This window comes from Streptomyces sp. NPDC005866 (assembly GCF_040629895.1).
GTDB lineage: Bacteria > Actinomycetota > Actinomycetes > Streptomycetales > Streptomycetaceae > Streptomyces.
Genome location: NZ_JBEXWP010000014.1, coordinates 115,523 through 132,135 on the forward strand (window position 1 = coordinate 115,523; position 16,613 = coordinate 132,135).

At 71.4% G+C, this 16,613-nt stretch carries 20 protein-coding genes, 1 pseudogene and 1 riboswitch; of the genes and pseudogenes, 15 read left to right on the top strand and 6 right to left on the bottom strand.

The window, feature by feature from the left end:
* Positions 1-91 precede the first annotated feature (91 nt).
* The 6 genes and pseudogenes from ABZ396_RS21820 (at position 92) to ABZ396_RS21845 (ending at position 4,498) form a co-directional block, all read left to right on the top strand.
* Positions 92-733, top strand: a complete 642-nt coding sequence (locus ABZ396_RS21820; protein WP_358917925.1) for a diguanylate cyclase — start codon at positions 92-94, stop codon at positions 731-733.
* Positions 730-1,383, top strand: coding sequence for a hypothetical protein (locus tag ABZ396_RS21825; protein ID WP_358917927.1), 654 nt, complete (start codon positions 730-732; stop codon positions 1,381-1,383). Before ABZ396_RS21820 ends, ABZ396_RS21825 begins: the two co-directional genes overlap by 4 nt.
* Positions 1,383-1,625 carry a hypothetical protein gene (locus tag ABZ396_RS21830; RefSeq protein WP_358917929.1) on the top strand — a complete coding sequence of 81 codons (243 nt, stop codon included), beginning with the start codon at positions 1,383-1,385 and terminating at the stop codon, positions 1,623-1,625. Before ABZ396_RS21825 ends, ABZ396_RS21830 begins: the two co-directional genes overlap by 1 nt.
* Positions 1,622-2,359 carry a metallophosphoesterase gene (locus ABZ396_RS21835; RefSeq protein ID WP_358917931.1) on the top strand — a complete coding sequence of 246 codons (738 nt, stop codon included), beginning with the start codon at positions 1,622-1,624 and terminating at the stop codon, positions 2,357-2,359. Before ABZ396_RS21830 ends, ABZ396_RS21835 begins: the two co-directional genes overlap by 4 nt.
* A gap of 62 nt (positions 2,360-2,421) precedes the next feature.
* On the top strand, positions 2,422-2,841 hold the full coding sequence (locus tag ABZ396_RS21840) for a CBS domain-containing protein (RefSeq protein ID WP_358917933.1): 420 nt from the start codon (positions 2,422-2,424) through the stop codon (positions 2,839-2,841).
* A 96-nt stretch (positions 2,842-2,937) separates the two neighbouring features.
* Positions 2,938-4,498 (top strand): annotated as a pseudogene (locus ABZ396_RS21845) (ubiquinol-cytochrome c reductase cytochrome b subunit).
* Here the strand turns inward: ABZ396_RS21845 and ABZ396_RS21850 are convergent.
* Together ABZ396_RS21850 and ctaD are read right to left on the bottom strand one after the other, a co-directional pair.
* Positions 4,416-4,820: a cytochrome c oxidase subunit 4 gene (locus tag ABZ396_RS21850; protein ID WP_358917935.1), complete on the bottom strand. Its 405-nt coding sequence runs from the start codon at positions 4,818-4,820 to the stop codon at positions 4,416-4,418. The pseudogene ABZ396_RS21845 and the gene ABZ396_RS21850 overlap by 83 nt on opposite strands.
* Positions 4,817-6,490, bottom strand: coding sequence for a cytochrome c oxidase subunit I (ctaD, locus tag ABZ396_RS21855; protein WP_358917936.1), 1,674 nt, complete (start codon positions 6,488-6,490; stop codon positions 4,817-4,819). Before ctaD ends, ABZ396_RS21850 begins: the two co-directional genes overlap by 4 nt.
* Positions 6,491-6,726: 236 nt before the next feature.
* Here ctaD and ABZ396_RS21860 point away from each other — a divergent pair, with 236 nt between their 5' ends.
* Positions 6,727-7,095: a DUF6479 family protein gene (locus ABZ396_RS21860; protein WP_358917938.1), complete on the top strand. Its 369-nt coding sequence runs from the start codon at positions 6,727-6,729 to the stop codon at positions 7,093-7,095.
* Between the two features lie 69 nt (positions 7,096-7,164).
* Here the strand turns inward: ABZ396_RS21860 and ABZ396_RS21865 are convergent, their stop codons facing one another.
* Positions 7,165-7,650 (bottom strand): SRPBCC family protein, encoded by a 486-nt coding sequence (locus ABZ396_RS21865; RefSeq protein ID WP_358917939.1) that lies wholly within the window; start codon positions 7,648-7,650, stop codon positions 7,165-7,167.
* Between the two features lie 198 nt (positions 7,651-7,848).
* On the opposite strand from ABZ396_RS21865, the gene ABZ396_RS21870 reads away from it, so the two are divergent.
* A complete protein-coding gene (locus ABZ396_RS21870; protein WP_358917941.1) occupies positions 7,849-8,502 on the top strand; it encodes an alpha/beta hydrolase in 654 nt (217 codons plus the stop codon).
* A 90-nt stretch (positions 8,503-8,592) separates the two neighbouring features.
* Here ABZ396_RS21870 and ABZ396_RS21875 read toward each other — a convergent pair whose 3' ends face one another.
* Positions 8,593-9,294: a hypothetical protein gene (locus ABZ396_RS21875; protein WP_358917943.1), complete on the bottom strand. Its 702-nt coding sequence runs from the start codon at positions 9,292-9,294 to the stop codon at positions 8,593-8,595.
* 37 nt (positions 9,295-9,331) lie between these two features.
* Between ABZ396_RS21875 and ABZ396_RS21880 the strand changes: the two genes are divergently transcribed.
* Entirely contained in the window at positions 9,332-9,841 is a 510-nt protein-coding gene (locus tag ABZ396_RS21880) for a CGNR zinc finger domain-containing protein (protein WP_358917945.1), read from the top strand.
* Between the two features lie 91 nt (positions 9,842-9,932).
* On the opposite strand, the gene ABZ396_RS21885 is transcribed toward ABZ396_RS21880, so the two are convergent.
* On the bottom strand, positions 9,933-10,292 hold the full coding sequence (locus ABZ396_RS21885; RefSeq protein ID WP_358917947.1) for a metalloregulator ArsR/SmtB family transcription factor: 360 nt from the start codon (positions 10,290-10,292) through the stop codon (positions 9,933-9,935).
* 80 nt (positions 10,293-10,372) lie between these two features.
* Positions 10,373-10,564: riboswitch (cobalamin riboswitch) on the top strand.
* A 27-nt stretch (positions 10,565-10,591) separates the two neighbouring features.
* Here ABZ396_RS21885 and ABZ396_RS21890 point away from each other — a divergent pair.
* Positions 10,592-11,701, top strand: coding sequence for a HoxN/HupN/NixA family nickel/cobalt transporter (locus ABZ396_RS21890; protein ID WP_358917949.1), 1,110 nt, complete (start codon positions 10,592-10,594; stop codon positions 11,699-11,701).
* A gap of 83 nt (positions 11,702-11,784) precedes the next feature.
* Here the strand turns inward: ABZ396_RS21890 and ABZ396_RS21895 are convergent, their stop codons facing one another.
* The gene (locus ABZ396_RS21895) at positions 11,785-12,000 is read right to left on the bottom strand and encodes a hypothetical protein (protein ID WP_358917950.1); all 216 of its coding nucleotides are present in this window, start codon (positions 11,998-12,000) and stop codon (positions 11,785-11,787) included.
* Positions 12,001-12,322: 322 nt separating this feature from the next.
* Here ABZ396_RS21895 and ABZ396_RS21900 point away from each other — a divergent pair, with 322 nt between their 5' ends.
* The 5 genes from ABZ396_RS21900 (at position 12,323) to ABZ396_RS21920 (ending at position 16,574) form a co-directional block, all read left to right on the top strand.
* The gene (locus ABZ396_RS21900) at positions 12,323-13,021 is read left to right on the top strand and encodes a hypothetical protein (RefSeq protein WP_358917952.1); all 699 of its coding nucleotides are present in this window, start codon (positions 12,323-12,325) and stop codon (positions 13,019-13,021) included.
* On the top strand, positions 12,970-13,713 hold the full coding sequence (locus ABZ396_RS21905; protein WP_358917954.1) for a YcnI family protein: 744 nt from the start codon (positions 12,970-12,972) through the stop codon (positions 13,711-13,713). The genes ABZ396_RS21900 and ABZ396_RS21905 overlap by 52 nt, the downstream gene beginning before the upstream one ends.
* Before the next feature lie 178 nt (positions 13,714-13,891).
* Positions 13,892-14,179, top strand: a complete 288-nt coding sequence (locus ABZ396_RS21910; RefSeq protein WP_358917956.1) for a hypothetical protein — start codon at positions 13,892-13,894, stop codon at positions 14,177-14,179.
* Positions 14,179-16,431, top strand: coding sequence for a heavy metal translocating P-type ATPase (locus ABZ396_RS21915; RefSeq protein ID WP_358917958.1), 2,253 nt, complete (start codon positions 14,179-14,181; stop codon positions 16,429-16,431). Before ABZ396_RS21910 ends, ABZ396_RS21915 begins: the two co-directional genes overlap by 1 nt.
* Complete coding sequence (locus ABZ396_RS21920) at positions 16,428-16,574, top strand: hypothetical protein (RefSeq protein ID WP_358917960.1); 147 nt, start codon at positions 16,428-16,430, stop codon at positions 16,572-16,574. Before ABZ396_RS21915 ends, ABZ396_RS21920 begins: the two co-directional genes overlap by 4 nt.
* Positions 16,575-16,613 lie beyond the last annotated feature (39 nt).

Consider the following 16,613-nt stretch of genomic DNA (forward strand, 5'->3'; position numbering starts at 1 on the left):
GTGGCCACCAGGTTGTGCACGGCGTGTCGCCCGGATGAGGAGGGGTACCGGAGAGGCGGGTCCTGGAAGACCGATCACACGGAGGTTTCCCATGGCACTGCGCGTGCTGCCCAGGAAGGCCTGGCGGAACTGGCGGCGCTCCGCCGACCTGCGGATCCCGCTCCACTCGACCGAGGTGGAGGACGCCGGCCGGCGGTTCCTGCTGTACGGCGTCCTGCCGCTGTGGGTGGTGCCCGGACTGGCGGACTGGTGGATGCACCGGCGGACCCGGATCGAGCACACCAGCGGCACCAAGGAGTCCGTGGTCCACGCGCTGATGATGACCGAGGCCGGAGTGCCGGTGCTCATGGGTCTGCTCGCCCGGGTCAACCCGCTGGTGCTCTCGGTGATGGGCGGCGCCGCCCTCGCCCACGGCGCGACGGCCCTGTACGACGTGTCGCTGGCCGTCGGCAAACGCGAGGTCCGGCCCATCGAGCAGCACATCCACAGCTTCCTGGAGGTGCTGCCGCTGACCGCCCTGGCCTTCACCGCCTGTCTGCACTCCGACCAGGTCCGCCGCACCCTGCGCGGCGGCCAGGGCCCTCAGGACTGGCGTCTGCTCCCCAAGGAGCACCCGCTGCCGGCCAAGTACCTGGCCGGGCTCGCCGGGGTGATCGTGGCCGGGGTCGCCCTGCCGTACGCGGAAGAGCTGCGTCGCTGCCTGCGCGCCGCGGCGCGCGAAAGGAGCCGTTGATGAGAAGCGGACAGGGCGCGGCGCAGGCCTCCGGCCTCCAGGTGCCCGGCCAGGATCCGCAGACGGCCGCGCGGGGACAGTTCCCGCCCGACCGCAGCCAGGCCATCCTGGAGGCCACCAAGCAGGTGGGCGCCATCCTGAAGCGGGCGGGGCACAAGTTCGCGCTGGCCGGGAGCGTGGCGGTGTACGCCCACGGCGGCAGCGGCACCCTGCAGCACGACGCCGACTTCTGTGTGCTGCCCGAGGACGCCGAGGCGGTGGCCGGGTCGTTGCGCTCGGCCGGTCTGACCGTGCGCGTCCCGCCGGAGGACTGGCTGGTGAAGACCACGTGCTTCGACCAGGACGTCGACCTCATCTTCGAACTCGCCCATCGGCCGGTCACCGTGGACCTGCTGGCCCGCGCCGAGGAACTCCCCGTCGACTCCGTGCACATGCCGGTCCTGTCGGCCACCGACCTGCTGGTGAGCCTGAGCACCGCCTTCTCGGAGCACCACTGCGACTTCGGAGCCGTACTGCCGGTGGCCCGCTCGCTGCGCGAGAAGGTCGACTGGCCGGAGGTTCGCCGCCGCTGCGGTGACGAGCCGATGCCCGCCGCCTTTCTCTACCTCCTGGAGCGGCTGGACGTCATCGACCCCGCACAGGAGCGGTGATGAACCTCGAATACCGGGTGGCCCACGTCGCCGAACGGCTCGCGGAGGGGCGGTGCGGCGAGCTGGGGGTACGGGCCGAGATCCGTGGGGAATCGGTCCTGCTGACGGGTACGGTCCCGTCGGCGGGCTGCCGCGAGGACATCCTCCGTATCGCCCACGAGGAACTGGCGGACGTACCGGTGCACTGCGACATCGTCGTCGCGGAGAACGCCCCGCCCGACCACCCGGAGGAGCTGACATGACCCGGGTCGCGGCCGTCGGCGACATCCACATGGGCCCCGACAGCCAGGGCACGCTCCGCCCGGCCTTCGAGACGCTGCCCGAGCACGCCGACGTACTCCTGCTGGCCGGCGACCTCACCCGGCACGGCACACCCGAGGAGGCGCGGGTGGTCGCCCGGGAGATCGAGGACCTGGGCGTCCCGGTCGTCGCCGTCCTCGGCAACCACGACCACCACGACGACCGCCCCGACGAGGTCACGGCCATCCTGCGGGACGCCGGAGCGCACGTCCTGGAGGGCGAGGCGGCCGTGGTGACCCGGGGGAACCTCCGGATCGGCGTGGCCGGTACCAAGGGGTTCGGCGGCGGGTTCGTGGGCCGGTGTGCCGGCGAGTTCGGCGAACCCGTGATGAAGGAGTTCGTACGGTACTCGCGCCGCCGCGCCGACGGTCTGCGCGCGGCCCTCGAAGAGCTGCACCGGCGCGAGTGCGACGTACGGATCGCCCTCACCCACTTCGCCCCCGTGCCCGACACCCTGGCCGGCGAACCTCTCGAGATCTACCCGTTCCTCGGCAGCTACCTGCTCGCCGAGGCCATCGACACGGCGGGCGCCGACCTCGCCGTCCACGGACACGCGCACGCCGGCACGGAACACGGCATGACCGGCGGGGGAGTGAGGGTGCGCAACGTCGCCCAGCCCGTCATCGGGCGGGCCTTCCACGTCTACTCCCTGAACACACGGCAGCCCGGGGAATGATGCCGCACCAGGGGTACCCGGTCTCCGACAGACACCGTCGAACAGTGAGAAGGAGGCCGGTCATGGCCCAGCACGTACGTGACATCATGACCAGCGATCTGGTGACCGTCGAACCGCAGGCGTCGGTGGCCTCCGTCGCCCGGGTGATGCGGGACGAGGACGTCGGTGCGGTCCTGGTGACCGAGGAAGGGCATTTGCGGTGCCTGGTGAGCGACCGCGACCTGGTGGTGCGGGCCTTCGCCGAGGGCGCCGACCCCGAGCAGACCACGGTGACGGAGGCGTGCAGCGCGGACCTGGTCACCGTGACCCCGGACGACAGCCTCGACCGGGCGGTCCGGCTGATGCGCGAGCACGCCGTACGGCGGCTGCCGGTCGTCGACGGCGACCGGCCGGTGGGCATCCTGTCCCTGGGTGACCTTGCGATGGAACGCGACGAGCAGTCCGCCCTGGGAGACATCAGCGCGGCCCAACCCAACACCTGAGGCGCCGGCGTTCTCAGCCGATCGGGTGCCGCCGCCCAGCCGGGCGGGTGTTTCGCGGCGGGGTGGGTACTCGCCCCGCCGCCTGCCGGGAAGGGAATGGCGGGAGTACGGCGGCGGGCCGTCGGAAGGAGGGCGCGGCGTGAAGCCTGGGCCAGGTGAGGCGGGAGAGCGGTTAGCCGACGCGGTCGACGCCCGACTGCCCGTCCACGACGGAGCCGGCCGGCTGCTGCGCAAGGCGTTCCCCGACCACTGGTCGTTCCTGCTCGGCGAGATCGCCCTCTACAGCCTGATCGTCCTGGTGCTGACGGGCGTGTGGCTGACGTTCTTCTTCACGCCTGAGATGCGGGAGGTCGTGTACCAGGGGTCGTACGTCCCTCTGCGCGGGCAGCTGATGTCGGGGGCCTTCGACTCCACCCTCCACATCAGTTTCGACGTCCGCGGCGGCCTGTTGATGCGGCAGGCCCACCACTGGGCCGCGCTGGTCTTCGTCGCCGCGATCGGGGTGCACCTGCTGCGGATCTTCTTCACCGGCGCCTTCCGCAGGCCCCGGGAGATGAACTGGGTCATCGGCGTCACGCTCTTCGTGCTCGCCCTGGCCGAGGGTTTCGCCGGCTACTCGCTCCCTGACGACCTGCTGTCCGGCACCGGACTGCGCATCGCCCAGGGCATCATGCTCTCGATCCCCGTGGTCGGCACATATCTGAGCATGTTCGTGTTCGGCTCCGAGTACCCGGGCCACGACATCGTCCCCCGGCTGTACAGCCTGCACATCCTGCTGCTGCCGGGCGCGCTGATCGCCCTGGTCACCGTCCACCTGATCCTGGTCTTCTACCTGAAGCACACCCATTGGCGCGGCCCGGGCCGCAGGAACTCCAACGTCGTCGGAAAGCCCCTGTACCCCCAGTTCACGGCCGCTTCCCTCGGCCTGTCCTTCGCCGTCTCCGGGCTGCTGGTGGTGCTCGCCGGGGTGGCCCAGATCAACCCGGTGTGGACGTACGGCCCTTACCGCTCCGACCAGGTGTCGACCGGCTCCCAGCCGGACTGGTACGTCGGTTTCCTGGAAGGCGCGCTGCGCCTGGTCCCGCCCTGGGAGACGAACTTCGCCGGGCACACCCTCATGTGGAACGTCCTGCTGCCGGCCGTCGTCCTGCCCACGCTGCTCTTCGGCGTGCTGTACGCCTACCCCTTCGTCGAGCAGCGGGTGACGGGGGAGTGGCGGCAGGAGCAGCACTTCTGCGACCGGCCCCGCGAACGGCCCGTCCGCACCGGCCTCGGCGCGGCCGGCGTCACCTTCTACGGGGTGCTGGTGCTGGCCGGCGGCAACGACGTCGTGGCGCAGACCTTCCGGATCTCGCTGAACGCCCTGACCTGGATCCTGCGCGTCTCCCTCGTCGTGGCCCCGGTCGTCGCCTTCTTCGTCACCCGCGCGCTGTGCCACGCCCTGCTGCACGCGGAACAGGAGCGGCTGACCGAGGGCGAGGAGACCGGAGCGATGCGCCAGAACATCGCCGGCGGCTATGAGAGCGACCATCGCCCGGTCACGTCGTTCCGGCCCGGCGCCCCACGCCGACCGCTCAGCCCTCCTGATCAGCCCCTCGGTTCACGTACTGGAACACCAGCCCGGCAACACCCCGGGCCAGAACACCGAAGCCGATGAGGAACAGCCACAGCCCGAACACCACCCCGGTCGCCGCGAGGGCGAACCCGAGCGCGGTGACGATCGGCCAGGGGCTGTGCGGCGGGAAGAACTCCAGCGGCCCGGCGGCGTCCGCCACCTCCGCGTCCGTACGGTCCTGCGGGCGCTGGCCCCGGCGGACGTAGTTCGTCGCGCAGAAGAACGACACCAGCGCGGCCATCCCGAACGCCACGATGAGCGCCGCCGTACCCGCCGGGTCGGCGTGCGACCACACCCCGTAGAGCGCGGCGGCGGCACCGAAGAAGAAGGCCACGCCACCGAAGAGCAGTGCCTCGACCTTCACCGCAGCCCCTCCCTCTCCGCCTGCCGGACGATCTCGGGATGGTGCAGGTCGAAGGCCGGCGACTCCGACCGCACCCGGGGCAGCGCCACGAAGTTGTGCCGCGGCGGCGGGCAGGAGGTGGCCCACTCCAGGCCACGCCCGAACCCCCACGGGTCGTCCACCTCGACCTGCCGCCCCTGGTGGGCCGTACGCCACACGTTGTAGAGGAACGGCAGCGTGGAGACGCCCAGCAGGAACGCACCGGCCGACGAGAGGGTGTTGAGAAGGGTGAACCCGTCGGCCGGCAGATAGTCGGCGTAGCGGCGGGGCATGCCCTCCGCACCGAGCCAGTGCTGCACCAGGAACGTCAGCTGGAACCCCGGGAAGAGCAGCCAGAAGTGCAGCTTGCCGAGGCGTTCGTCGAGCATCCTCCCCGTGAACTTGGGCCACCAGAAGTAGAACCCGGCGAACATCGCGAACACCACGGTCCCGAACAGCACATAGTGCAGATGCGCCACGATGAAGTACGAGTCGGTGACATGGAAGTCCAGCGGCGGCGAGGCGATCAGCACCCCGCTCAACCCGCCCAGCAGGAACGACACCAGGAAGCCCATCGCCCACAGCATCGGCGTCTCGAACGAGAGCGAGCCCCGGTGCATCGTCCCGATCCAGGCGAAGAACTTGATCCCGGTCGGCACGGCGATCAGGAACGACATGATCGAGAAGAACGGCAGCAGCACCGCCCCGGTCGCGAACATGTGGTGCGCCCAGACGACCGCCGACAGCATGGTGATGGCGATCGTGGCCCCGATCAATGGCAGATAGCCGAACAGCGGCTTGCGCGAGAACACCGGCAGGATCTCGGAGACGATCCCGAAGAACGGCAGCGCGACGATGTACACCTCGGGGTGCCCGAAGAACCAGAACAGGTGCTGCCACAGCAGCGCCCCGCCGTTGTGCGCGTCGAAGACGTGCGAGCCGAACTTCCGGTCGCACTCCAGGGCGAGCAGCGCCGCCGTGAGCACCGGGAAGGCGGGCAGTACGAGGATGGACGTGAACAGCACGTTCCAGGTGAAGATCGGCATCCGGAACATCGTCATGCCCGGGGCGCGCAGACACATGATCGTCGCGATGAAGTTGACCGCGCCCAGGGTCGTCGACACACCGGTGACCACCAGCCCCATGACCCACAGGTCCGCGCCCGCGCCGGGGGTGTAGTACGCGCTGTTGAGGGGCGCGTAGGCGAACCAGCCGAAGGAAGCGGCACCGCTCGGCACCAGGAACCCCGACACCACCATCAGGCCGCCGAACAGGTACATCCAGTACGAGAGCGCGTTGAGCCTCGGGAAGGCCACGTCCGGGGCGCCGATCTGCAGCGGCATCACGGCGTTCGCGAACCCGGCGAACATGGGGGTCGCGAACAGCAGCATCATGATGGTGCCGTGGATGGTGACGAACTCGTTGTAGGTCTCCTGGCTTACGAACTGCAGCCCCGGACGGGCCAGTTCGGCGCGCATGCCCAGCGCGAGCAGCCCGGCGAGAAGGAAGAAGCAGAACGCCGTCACCATGTACAGCCGGCCGATCGCCTTGTGGTCGGTCGTCGTCGCCCATCCCAGCAGCCGGCGCCCCAGCGGCGCCCGAGCGACGGGAGGCGTGGACTCTTCGGCGTCGCGTTGCGAGAGTTCGCTCATGGTCCTCCTCAACCGTGCCGAGCGCGGGAAGCGCCCTCGCGGGTACCCTGCCCGGCGCGGAGAGAACCGCTGGTTCCCGCAGGCGGGCGGCACACCCTGCCACGACGAAACCGGTATGCCGGACAGACGGTGCCTTATTGGCTCCGGGGCGACGCTACCGGTGACCTGGCGAATGCCACGTCCGCCACGCCTCGCTTCCTGGGCATTCGCCGCCTCGCTGTGGGTACCCGGGGCAGATGGACATGACTCTTGAGCAACTGGCCGCCGCCGGTTCGGTGGCGGGGATGACAGTGATCGTCGTGTGCGGTCTGCTCGTCACGGCCGCACTGGTATGGGCCGTCCGGCTCGGCATCGGGGTGCGACGGCGGGAGCCCGCGCCGCCCCGGCGCTCGGAACATCCCATGCCGCCCCGCACGGGACCGGTGCGCGAGGAACGTGAGATGCGTGAGCCGAACGAGGTGCCGCAGGCCGGGAGCGAGGGTGAGCGTCTCACCCCGCACCAGCTCAGCAACGCCCCCAGCAGGCCCAGCGGCAACCAGGACCGCCCGCGCTGGCAGCCCGGCTCCAGCGGCTCCTTCGGCGGCGGGGGCGGCGGCGCGAAGTGACCGGTCGCCCGAACCCCGGCCCCGGGCCGTGAGGCCCGGGGCCGGGGTTCGCCGCTTCTGTCAGAGCCTTCAGAGAAGCGAGCCGGGATCGCCGGTGTCGCCGGGGCGGATGCGACCGCGCCACGCCCCGGTCTCGCCTCCGCGCTGCTCGATGTAGTCCTTGAAGCGGTGGAGGTCTCCGTTGACGCGGCGGTCGATCAGGCCGAGCGCGTCGGCACCCTTCTCGGCCATACCGCTGGGCTCGACGTCCATCGTGAGCTCCACCCGGGTGTGCGTCTCGTCCAGGGGCTCGAACCGGACGGATCCCCGCTGCTGGGTGTCACCCTCGATCGCCCGCCAGGTGATCCGGTCGTCCGGCAGCTGGTCGACGATCTCGGTGTCGAACTCGCGCCGGATCCCGCCGATCCGCGTGGTCCAGTGGTTGTGCCGGTCGTCGAGCTGCCTGACCTCCTCGACGCCCTCCATGAACTTCGGGAATTCCTCGAACTGGGTCCATTGGTTGTAGGCCGTGTGGACCGGGACGGCGACATCCACGGCTTTCTTGACCGTGCTCATCTGTTCCTCCTTGTCGGAACGGCTCCTCACCGGGGCGCTGTCGAGTCCGACGCGCTCTCCCGTGGCGGCCGGGTACCCGGTCCCGCTTCGCGCACCCTTCCTCGTGCGGTGGAGATCCCCGATCGACCGAAACGCTGGGTACCCGATGGGGGAGAGCCGTCCTGATCGGTCCTACGTCCGTACAGTCAGGAGGACGCCGTGAACGCGGTCGTGGAGAGCGTGCGGATATCCGCCGCGGGTGTGCTGCTCGAAGCCGATGTGACCGTCCCGGAACCCGCGAAGGGCGTTGTGCTCTTCGCGCACGGCAGTGGGAGCGGCAGGCACAGCCCCCGCAACCGCTTCGTCGCCGGGGAACTGCAGGCGGCCGGGATCGGCACCGTTCTCGCCGACCTGCTCACCCGGGAGGAGGAGAACGTCGACAGGGTCACGGGGAGGCTCCGCTTCGACATCGGCATCCTCGCCGCGCGCCTGATCGACCTCGCCGACTGGCTGCGGTCGTACCGGCCCGCCGCGCACCTCGGGCGCGGGCTCTTCGGTGCGAGTACGGGTGCCGCGGCCGCCCTGGTCGCGGCCGCGGAGCTTCCGGACGCGATCCGTGCGGTCGTCAGCCGGGGCGGCCGGCCGGATCTGGCCGCAGGATCACTGGCGTCGGTCCATCAGCCCACCCTGCTCATCGTCGGTGAGCGGGACCCGGAGGTCCTGCGCCTGAACCGGGCGGCGATGCGGGAGATGCCCGGCGAGACCCGGCTCGAAGTCATACCCGGCGCGACCCACCTGTTCGAGGAACCCGGCACCCTGGAGCGCGTGGCCCGGCTGGCCGGTGACTGGTTCACGCGCCATCTGCCCGCGTAGGCCACCGCCGGTCACGGAGCGGCCCGGAGTCGGTCGCTGTACGGGGAGGACGTCAACCGCCCGGGCGCCTGACGGTTTCCCCGCACGGACTCAGAGGGCGTGGAGCAGCCAGGTCAGCCGCAGCTCACGGGCCGTCAGCGTGGCCGCCTCGCGGAGCTGGTCCGCCTCGGATCCGGGCGGGAGCTCGCCCGCGAGGGTGAGGGCCGCCGCTGCCGTCTGCGGACGGGCCCCGAGGGCTGCCCGCAGGTGGTAGGAGCGGCGCAGGCCGGCGATGCCCTGTTCACGGTCCTGCTCCAGGAGGTGCCCGCCGAGGTGGCGTGCGGTGTACGACTCCAGCAGCGTGTCACCCTGCTCCAGGGCGTGCTTCTGGGCCCGCTGGTAGGCCGGTACGGCCGTGGCGGGGTCCTGGTCGACGTTGTCGGCGAGCACGCCGAGCCAGAACGTGGCCCAGCCGGCCAGCCGCGCATCGGCCGCCGCGGCGGCGAAGTCCTCGCGGGCCCGCCGCCGGTCCTCGGGCAGCGGGTCCAGACCGAACAACAGCCGGGCATAGCGCACTTGCGCGCCGAGGAACCCGGCGAACACCGGGTCGGACGGCAGCAGCGCGCCCACCGCCTCCTCGGCCGCCGCGGCTCCTTCCAGCCGCCACCAGAAGCGGTCCACCAGGATCTCGGCCCGCTCCGCCGGCGCCTCCGCCGGCAACAGCGCGAGCGCCTCGTCCCACCGGCCCGCACGGTGCAGCATTCGCGCGAGGGCGGGTCCACCGTCCATCATGTAGGCGGCATCAGTAGTCATGGTGCCTACCCTTCCGGCGCGGTAGGTAGGTGGTCAAGTGCGTTACGTCGACTACATCGGGAACCTGACCCGGCTCGCGGTCGAATTCGTCAACGGCGACGGTCCCAGCGAACTCCGCCAGGAGATGTTCCGCCAGCACCGGGTCCGCGAACCGGACAGCGCCCGGCTCGCCACGTTCCTGCCCGGGCTGCGCGACGCCGTCGCGGCCGCCGCCCAGGGCGCGCCGACCGGCCCCGTCAACGCCCTGCTCGAACAACACCCACCGCTGGTCCGGGTCGACGACCACGACGGTGAGGGCTCGCCGCATCTGCACTTCGCCCCGAACGGCGAGGACGCCGTGACCTGGCTCGGCCGCAGCTGCGCCGCCGCCCTCGCACACGTCGTCTGCGGCGACCCGGCCGTGACCATCGGCCGCTGCCACGCCGCCGGCTGCGAGCGCTTCTATGTCGACGACTCCCGCAACCGCGCCCGGCGGTTCTGCTCCAATGCCTGCGCCAGCCGCACCACGGTCGCCGCTCACCGCGCCCGCCGTAGGGCGGCAAGCTGACCCGTGGCGCGGGGCGCGGGGCGTGACCAGCCGGTGATGGCCCACTGCGGCGCCAAGCGCCGGACGGCGTCGGGCTCGTCCGTCTCGCCGCTCAGTCGGTGTGGGCGGCGCAGTGTTTCAACAGGTCGGCGACGACCGGGTCGACGACTCGGTAGCGCACCACCCTGCCCTCCTTGTCGCCCGCGACGGTGCCGGCGGCACGCAGCAGGCGCAGGGCCTGGGAGACGGCCGGGTCGTTCATGCCGGTCGCGATGGCGAGGTCGGAGACGGCGAGAGGTCCTGCCTGGTGCAGGGCCAGCAGAAGGGCGAGGCGTCCTGGGTCGGCGAGCAGGGAGAAGCGGTCGGCCCAGGTGCGGACGTGGGCAGGCTCGCCGATGGCGGCGATCGCGTCGCAGACACGGTGGCCGTCGATGGTGCGGCGGTCCGCACGGTCGGCCGGGACGAGATGCATGAGCTCATCCTCGCAGGCGCCCGTATGTGATCTTCAATACCTGCACACCTACGCAGCTATGCAGGGGAGTGCAGGCCCCTCTAGGGTGGGCGGGCTGCGGTGTTCGGGAAGCCGGTGCGAAGCCGGCGCGGCCCTCGCCACTGTGAATCGGGGAGTTCCCCGCCCATGTCCCGGAAGGGACAGCCACTGGCCGTCTTATCACGGCCGGGAAGGCGGGCGCGGGAACGCACGACCCGTAAGCCAGGAGACCGGCCGCGGCATCTCACGAGTTGATCCACGAGGTGCTGGAGCGTGACCGAATGACCCTGCCCAAGACATCCCTGCCCGCGACCAAGCCCGCCGCCTTCCGCTGGCGACGCGAGGACACCGTCAAGACGGCGGGGCTGATGGCGGTGATCGCCGCCCTGCATGTCCTCGCCTTCGGCATCCTGTTCCTTCTCGTCGTCCCCGGACACTACGAGGTCGGCTCCAAAGCCTTCGGCATCGGGCTCGGCATCACCGCCTACACCCTCGGCATGCGGCACGCCTTCGACGCAGACCACATCGCCGCGATCGACAACACCACCCGCAAGCTGATGGCCGACGGCAAGCGGCCGGTGTCGGTCGGGTTCTGGTTCGCGCTCGGGCACTCCAGCGTGGTGGTGGTGATGGCCGCGCTGGTGGCGGGCGGCGCCCAGCTCGCGGGCACGCTCATGAACGACGACTCCCGCACCCACCAGACGCTCGGTGTCATCGGTACGACCGTCTCCGGGTCCTTCCTGTACATCATCGCCGCCCTCAACCTCGTGGCCCTGCTGGGCATCCTGAAGGTGTTCCGGGCGATGCGGGCCGGGACGTACGACGAGGCGGAGCTCGAACAGCACCTGGATTCCCGCGGTTTCATGAACCGTGTCCTCGGCCGGCTCACCAAGTCCATCACCCGGCCCGGCCAGATGTACCCCCTCGGCTTCCTCTTCGGCCTCGGCTTCGACACCGCCACCGAGGTCACGCTGATGGTGATGGCCGGCTCGGGCGCGGCGGCGGGCCTGCCCTGGTACGCGGTCCTCAGCCTGCCGCTGCTCTTCGCCGCCGGTATGAGCCTGTTCGACACCCTCGACGGCACCTTCATGAACTTCGCCTACCAGTGGGCCTTCTCGAACCCGGTCCGCAAGGTGTTCTACAACCTCACCATCACCGGCCTGTCGATCGCCGTCGCCTTCTTCATCGGCACCATCGAACTGGTCGGCGTCCTGCACGACAAGCTCGGCCTGAGCGACGCGGTCACGGGCTGGATCTCCGGCCTCGACCTGGACAACGTCGGCTATGTCATCGTCGGCCTGTTCGTGGGCGTGTGGGCGGCGGCCGTGGCGTACTGGAAGGTGGCGAAGGTGGAACAGAGGTGGACGGCCCGGCCGGCCGGGGGTGGCTGACGTTGCGCCGGCGAACCGCCGGCGGGCCGGGAAGCCTCGACGCCTCCCGGCCCGCCCCACGTCCTGCGCCGCAGGCGCATGCGTCAGGGCAGGGCGATGCCGTCCAGCTTGCCGGCCTTCGCGTCGGAGACCAGGTTGGAGAACTGGTCGAAGCTCATCTGGACGCGCTGGCCGAAGTCGTCGGTCAGGACGATCCGCTGTTCGGCGGGGGCTTTGGGGTCGACGAAGAGCTGGGGACAGCCGCAGTCGCACTCGCCGCAGAACGTCGCGACGGGTTCAAGTCCGCTGGTGTCGGTCATGGTGCTCCACCTCCGTGGGCGTGGGATGGCGATGCGCCGCTGTCGGGGGTCGGCGGTCGCGGGGGACTGCCCGGGGGATACCCCGCGTGAGCCGGATGGACGCCCGTCCCCCGGTGGATGCGGGGGCGCGACCGGCGGGGGCGTGCGCTTGTGCTCCTTCGGCCGCTTCCGTTGCCTCGATTCCTCCGCAAGAGCCGGGAACTGAACGGTGCCCGCGTCCGACTCGTATGGAGGAGGCAGGTTGACCAGGTGGGACTCGGGCGGTGGTGTCATGCGAGGGCAGAGGGAGAGACCCTCGGGTCGCGTGGCAAGATCGGCGGACATGAGTGTGTCCCTCCCGGTACGGAGCCTGCGCGCGGCGGTGTTCGCCGTGCTGTGCGTGCTGCTCGCCGTCGGGGCGCATGTGCTGGCCATGGGCGGGGCCCCACGGGTGTGGGTGCAGGTCGCCGGCGGCGTGCCGGTCTTCGTGAGCGGCTGTCTGCTGGGCGGCCGGGAGCGGTCGCTGGCCGGCATCGGAGGTGGGACGCTGGCCGCGCAGGGCGGACTGCATCTCGTGTTCGACGCGGTACGGCCCCATGCCGGAATGACCCTGCAGGGCATGCAGCGCATGACGATGGCTCCACACGCCCATGCCCAAGCCCACGCGCTGACTCCGCACGCCACCGCCGCTCACGTCGGAGCGGCCCTGGTGCTGACGTGGTGGCTGCGGCGCGGAGAGGCCGCGCTCTGGTCGCTGCTGCGGCGGGCGGTCGCGTTGGTGCCGGGGCTCGCCGCCTGGTGGCAGGTGGAGCGCGGGCTGCGGGGCCGCCCGGTGGCGCCGGGCCCGGCCATGGTGCGGGCTGCCGACGGGACGCGGTCGCCGCGGCCGACGCGGCTGCGGTACGCCGTGCACCGGCGCGGGCCGCCGACAGGGATGTCGTACGCCGTCAGACCCCGACATCCCTTCCTCAGCACGGAGATCACTCACCCATGTCCACGACACGTACCGCCCTGCGCCGCGCCGGCGCCATCACCGCCCTGACCGCCGCCGGAGTCCTCGCCGCCGCCGGTGTCGCCTCCGCGCATGTCACCGTCCACCCGGAGAGCTACGCCAAGGGAGCCACCGACGGTGTGCTGACTTTCCGCGTGCCCGACGAGGAGGCCACGGCCTCCACCACCAAGGTGCAGGTCTTCCTGCCCACCGACCACCCCGTCCTCGGCGTCCTCGTCTCCCCGCAGGACGGCTGGACCGCCAAGGTGACCAACACCAAGCTCAAGACGCCCGTGAAGACCGATGACGGCACCATCACCGACGCCGTCTCCGAGATCACCTGGACCGGCGGGAAGATCGGGGCCGGGGCCTACGAGGACTTCGACGTCGCCTTCGGGCAGCTTCCCGACGACACCGACCAGTTGACCTTCAAGGCGCTCCAGACGTACTCCGACGGCAAGACCGTCCGCTGGATCGAGGAGGCCCAGAGCGGTGGCGGCGAGCCGGCGAACCCGGCGCCGGTCCTCAAGCTGACCGCGAAGGGTGCCGCCGACAGCAGCGCCGTCGCCACCTCGTCCGCGGCCCCGAAGAACGCCGGCACCTCCACCTCGAACACGGCCGGCAGTGACTCGACGGCCCGGAGCCTCGGCAGTGCCGGGCTGATCGTGGGCGTGCTGGGGCTGGCCGCGGCGGGGTACGCCGTCGTGCGCGGCCGGTCGAGCACAGGATCACGGGGCGAGTGAGGGGCCGTCCTGCCGACGGGGGCCCGTCGGCAGGGCAACGCCCCATCGGCAACAGCCTTACGCCCAAACGGCGCCCGTCACACGTTTGCCACGGAACTCGGGCCCCGTCCGCTCCGACTACTGAAGCGGTACGGCTCGATCCGACCGACGCCGTACAACGCGATCTGGAGACCCGGTGATGGACGAGTCCCTGCCTTCCTCCTCCGGCTCGGGCGCGGTGGCGCTGCGCAAGCTGGTGCCGCCGCCCGCGCTCTGCGGCTTCCTCCTGATGCTGGCCCTGATCTTCACGGTGTCATACGCCGTCGGGGCCTCCGCGGGACCCGTCGCACCCGGCATGCACGGCACCGGCACAGGCACGAGTTCCGGCGATGGCGGCGGCACGCACACCGGCACCGGCACCGGCGACGGGGGCGGGACGGACGACGACACGGACGACATGGGGAACATGCACGGGGGAGGCAACTGATGAGTGCCGAACCAGTGGTGACCGTAGTGACCACCCACCTGACCGTAGGCGGAATGACCTGCGCGGCCTGTGTGAAGCGCGTCGAGATGAAGCTCGGCAAGCTGGACGGGGTCACGGCGGCCGTCAATCTGGCCACCGGGCGGGCCCGGGTGAGCCATCCGCCCGAGATCAGCCCCGGCGAACTCGTCGCCGCGGTCGAGAAGGCCGGGTATACGGCAGCCCTGCCCGAGCCGCCGAGGAAGGATCGGCGCGAGGAGGCCGTGGACCAGGAGTCCGAGGGCGCCCGGCAGGAGCGCGAGCGGCTGCTGATCACCGCGTTGCTGGCGCTGCCGGTGCTCATGCTGTCGATGGTGCCGGCGCTCCAGTTCCGCAACTGGCAATGGCTGTGCTTCGTGCTCGCCGCGCCGGTCGCCGTGTGGGGGGCGTGGCCGTTCCACGCCAGGGCCGTACGGGGCCTCCGGCACTCCGCGGCCACCATGGACACGCTGGTGTCGCTGGGTGTGGTGGCGTCCTTCTCCTGGTCGGCGTACGCGCTCTTCCTCGGCGGCGCCGGTGATCCCGGGATGCGGATGCCGTTCAGCCTGGTGCCCTCGGCCTCGGACGGCGTGGCGCACCTCTACCTCGAAGCGGCCGTCGGCGTACCGCTGTTCGTGCTCGCCGGGCGGTTCCTGGAGGCTCGGGCGCGGTGCGGAACCGGGGCGGCGCTGCGGTCGCTGGCCCAGCTCGCGGCCAGGGCGGTCGCCGTACGGGAGGGAGATTCCGAACGGCTCGTCGCCGTCGAGGAGTTGAGGGTCGGGCAGGTCTTCGTCGTACGGCCCGGCGAGCGGATCGCCACCGACGGCGAGGTGACACAGGGAAGTTCGGCGGTGGACCTGTCCCTGGTCACCGGGGAGACCGAACCGGTCGAGGTCGGGCCCGGCTCGGCGGTGGTCGGCGCGGCCGTCAACTCCGGCGGGCTGCTGCTCGTCCGGGCCACCGCGGTCGGTGCGGACACCCAACTCGCCCGGATCACCCGGCTGGTGACCGAGGCGCAGGCCGGCAAGGCGAAGGCGCAGCGGCTGGCGGACTCGGTCGCCGGCGTCTTCGTACCCGTCGTGATGGCGCTGGCCGTCACGGTGCTCGGGTTCTGGCTCGGCGCCGGGGCCGATCCGCAGGCGGCGATCACCGCGTGCGTCGCCGTCCTGGTCGTGGCCTGCCCCTGCGCGCTGGGCCTCGCCACACCGACCGCGCTGCTGGCCGCCACCGGGCGTGGTGCCCAACTCGGCATCCTCGTCACCGGCCCGCAGGCCCTGGAGGGGCTCCAGCACCTCGACGCCGTCGTCCTGGACAAGACCGGCACCCTCACCACGGGCCACATGAGCGTAGCCCGGATCACCGCCGTACCGGACGGACTCGGCCGGGAAGCGGCACTGCGGCTGGCGGGAGCCGTCGAGCGGGCTTCCGAGCACCCCCTGGGACACGCCATTGCCGGCTACGCCCGGCGCGAGCTGGGCCAACCACTCCCGGAGGTCGACGAGTTCCGCGCGCTGCCGGGGCGGGGCGTACGCGGCCGGGTCGAGGGACGGCTGGTCGAAGTCCTCGCGCCCGACGACGAGTTGCCCGCCGGTCTGACGGTGGACGAGGCCGCGGCGTACACGCCGGTGCTGGTGTTCGTGGACGGTGTCGCCGAGGCCCTCGTCGAGGTGGGGGACGTCGTGCGATCCGGCAGCTACCGGGCCGTCGACCGGCTGCGGCGGCTCGGCGTACGGCCCGTGCTCGCCACCGGCGACCGGGAGGCACCCGCCCAGGCCGTCGCCAAGGCCCTGGGCATCGACGAGGTGCACGCCCGCTGCGCCCCCGAGGACAAGGCCGACCTCGTACGAGACCTCCAGGAGCAGGGCTACCGGGTCGCCGTCATCGGCGACGGCGTGAACGACGCCGCCGCACTAGCCTCCGCCGACCTCGGCATCGCCATGGGCACCGGCACCGACGTGGCCATCGGCGCCGCCGACGTGACCCTCGTGCGCGGTGACATCGAGGCCCTGGCGGACGCGGTACGGCTGGCCCGGCGCACCCTGGGCACGATCCGTGCCAACCTCGTCTGGGCCTTCGGCTACAACGTCGTCACCGTGCCGCTCGCCATGGTCGGCCTGCTCAACCCGATGCTGGCGGCTGCCGCGATGTCGGTCAGCTCGCTGCTGGTCGTCAGCAACAGCCTGCGGCTGCGCGGCTGGCAGCCCTCGCCCGTCGCCGCCCGGAGGCCTGCCCGATGACCACACCGTCCCTCCGGCGGCCGACCCGCCGCCGCCTCACCGACACCCTGCCCGCCGCCGTCGCACCGGGCGCCGCGTTCAGCCTCCCCCTCGGGGCCATGGCGACATGGGTCGCGGCCGGACGCCAGCACCGCTCACCGTGAATCCCTTTCTTCACGCCTTGACTTAACATCGGGGACATT

What these genes read in the sequence shown, in the direction of transcription:
- ABZ396_RS21820 (WP_358917925.1), top strand. Translation starts at nt 92, where the DNA reads ATGGCACTGCGCGTGCTGCCCAGGAAGGCCTGGCGGAACTGGCGGCGC.
- ABZ396_RS21830 (WP_358917929.1), top strand. Translation starts at nt 1,383, where the DNA reads ATGAACCTCGAATACCGGGTGGCCCACGTCGCCGAACGGCTCGCGGAG.
- ABZ396_RS21835 (WP_358917931.1), top strand. Translation starts at nt 1,622, where the DNA reads ATGACCCGGGTCGCGGCCGTCGGCGACATCCACATGGGCCCCGACAGC.
- ABZ396_RS21840 (WP_358917933.1), top strand. Translation starts at nt 2,422, where the DNA reads ATGGCCCAGCACGTACGTGACATCATGACCAGCGATCTGGTGACCGTC.
- ctaD (WP_358917936.1), bottom strand. Translation starts at nt 6,490, where the DNA reads ATGAGCGAACTCTCGCAACGCGACGCCGAAGAGTCCACGCCTCCCGTC.
- ABZ396_RS21860 (WP_358917938.1), top strand. Translation starts at nt 6,727, where the DNA reads ATGGACATGACTCTTGAGCAACTGGCCGCCGCCGGTTCGGTGGCGGGG.
- ABZ396_RS21865 (WP_358917939.1), bottom strand. Translation starts at nt 7,650, where the DNA reads ATGAGCACGGTCAAGAAAGCCGTGGATGTCGCCGTCCCGGTCCACACG.
- ABZ396_RS21875 (WP_358917943.1), bottom strand. Translation starts at nt 9,294, where the DNA reads ATGACTACTGATGCCGCCTACATGATGGACGGTGGACCCGCCCTCGCG.
- ABZ396_RS21885 (WP_358917947.1), bottom strand. Translation starts at nt 10,292, where the DNA reads ATGCATCTCGTCCCGGCCGACCGTGCGGACCGCCGCACCATCGACGGC.
- ABZ396_RS21890 (WP_358917949.1), top strand. Translation starts at nt 10,592, where the DNA reads ATGACCCTGCCCAAGACATCCCTGCCCGCGACCAAGCCCGCCGCCTTC.
- ABZ396_RS21895 (WP_358917950.1), bottom strand. Translation starts at nt 12,000, where the DNA reads ATGACCGACACCAGCGGACTTGAACCCGTCGCGACGTTCTGCGGCGAG.
- ABZ396_RS21900 (WP_358917952.1), top strand. Translation starts at nt 12,323, where the DNA reads ATGAGTGTGTCCCTCCCGGTACGGAGCCTGCGCGCGGCGGTGTTCGCC.
- ABZ396_RS21905 (WP_358917954.1), top strand. Translation starts at nt 12,970, where the DNA reads ATGTCCACGACACGTACCGCCCTGCGCCGCGCCGGCGCCATCACCGCC.
- ABZ396_RS21910 (WP_358917956.1), top strand. Translation starts at nt 13,892, where the DNA reads ATGGACGAGTCCCTGCCTTCCTCCTCCGGCTCGGGCGCGGTGGCGCTG.
- ABZ396_RS21915 (WP_358917958.1), top strand. Translation starts at nt 14,179, where the DNA reads ATGAGTGCCGAACCAGTGGTGACCGTAGTGACCACCCACCTGACCGTA.
- ABZ396_RS21920 (WP_358917960.1), top strand. Translation starts at nt 16,428, where the DNA reads ATGACCACACCGTCCCTCCGGCGGCCGACCCGCCGCCGCCTCACCGAC.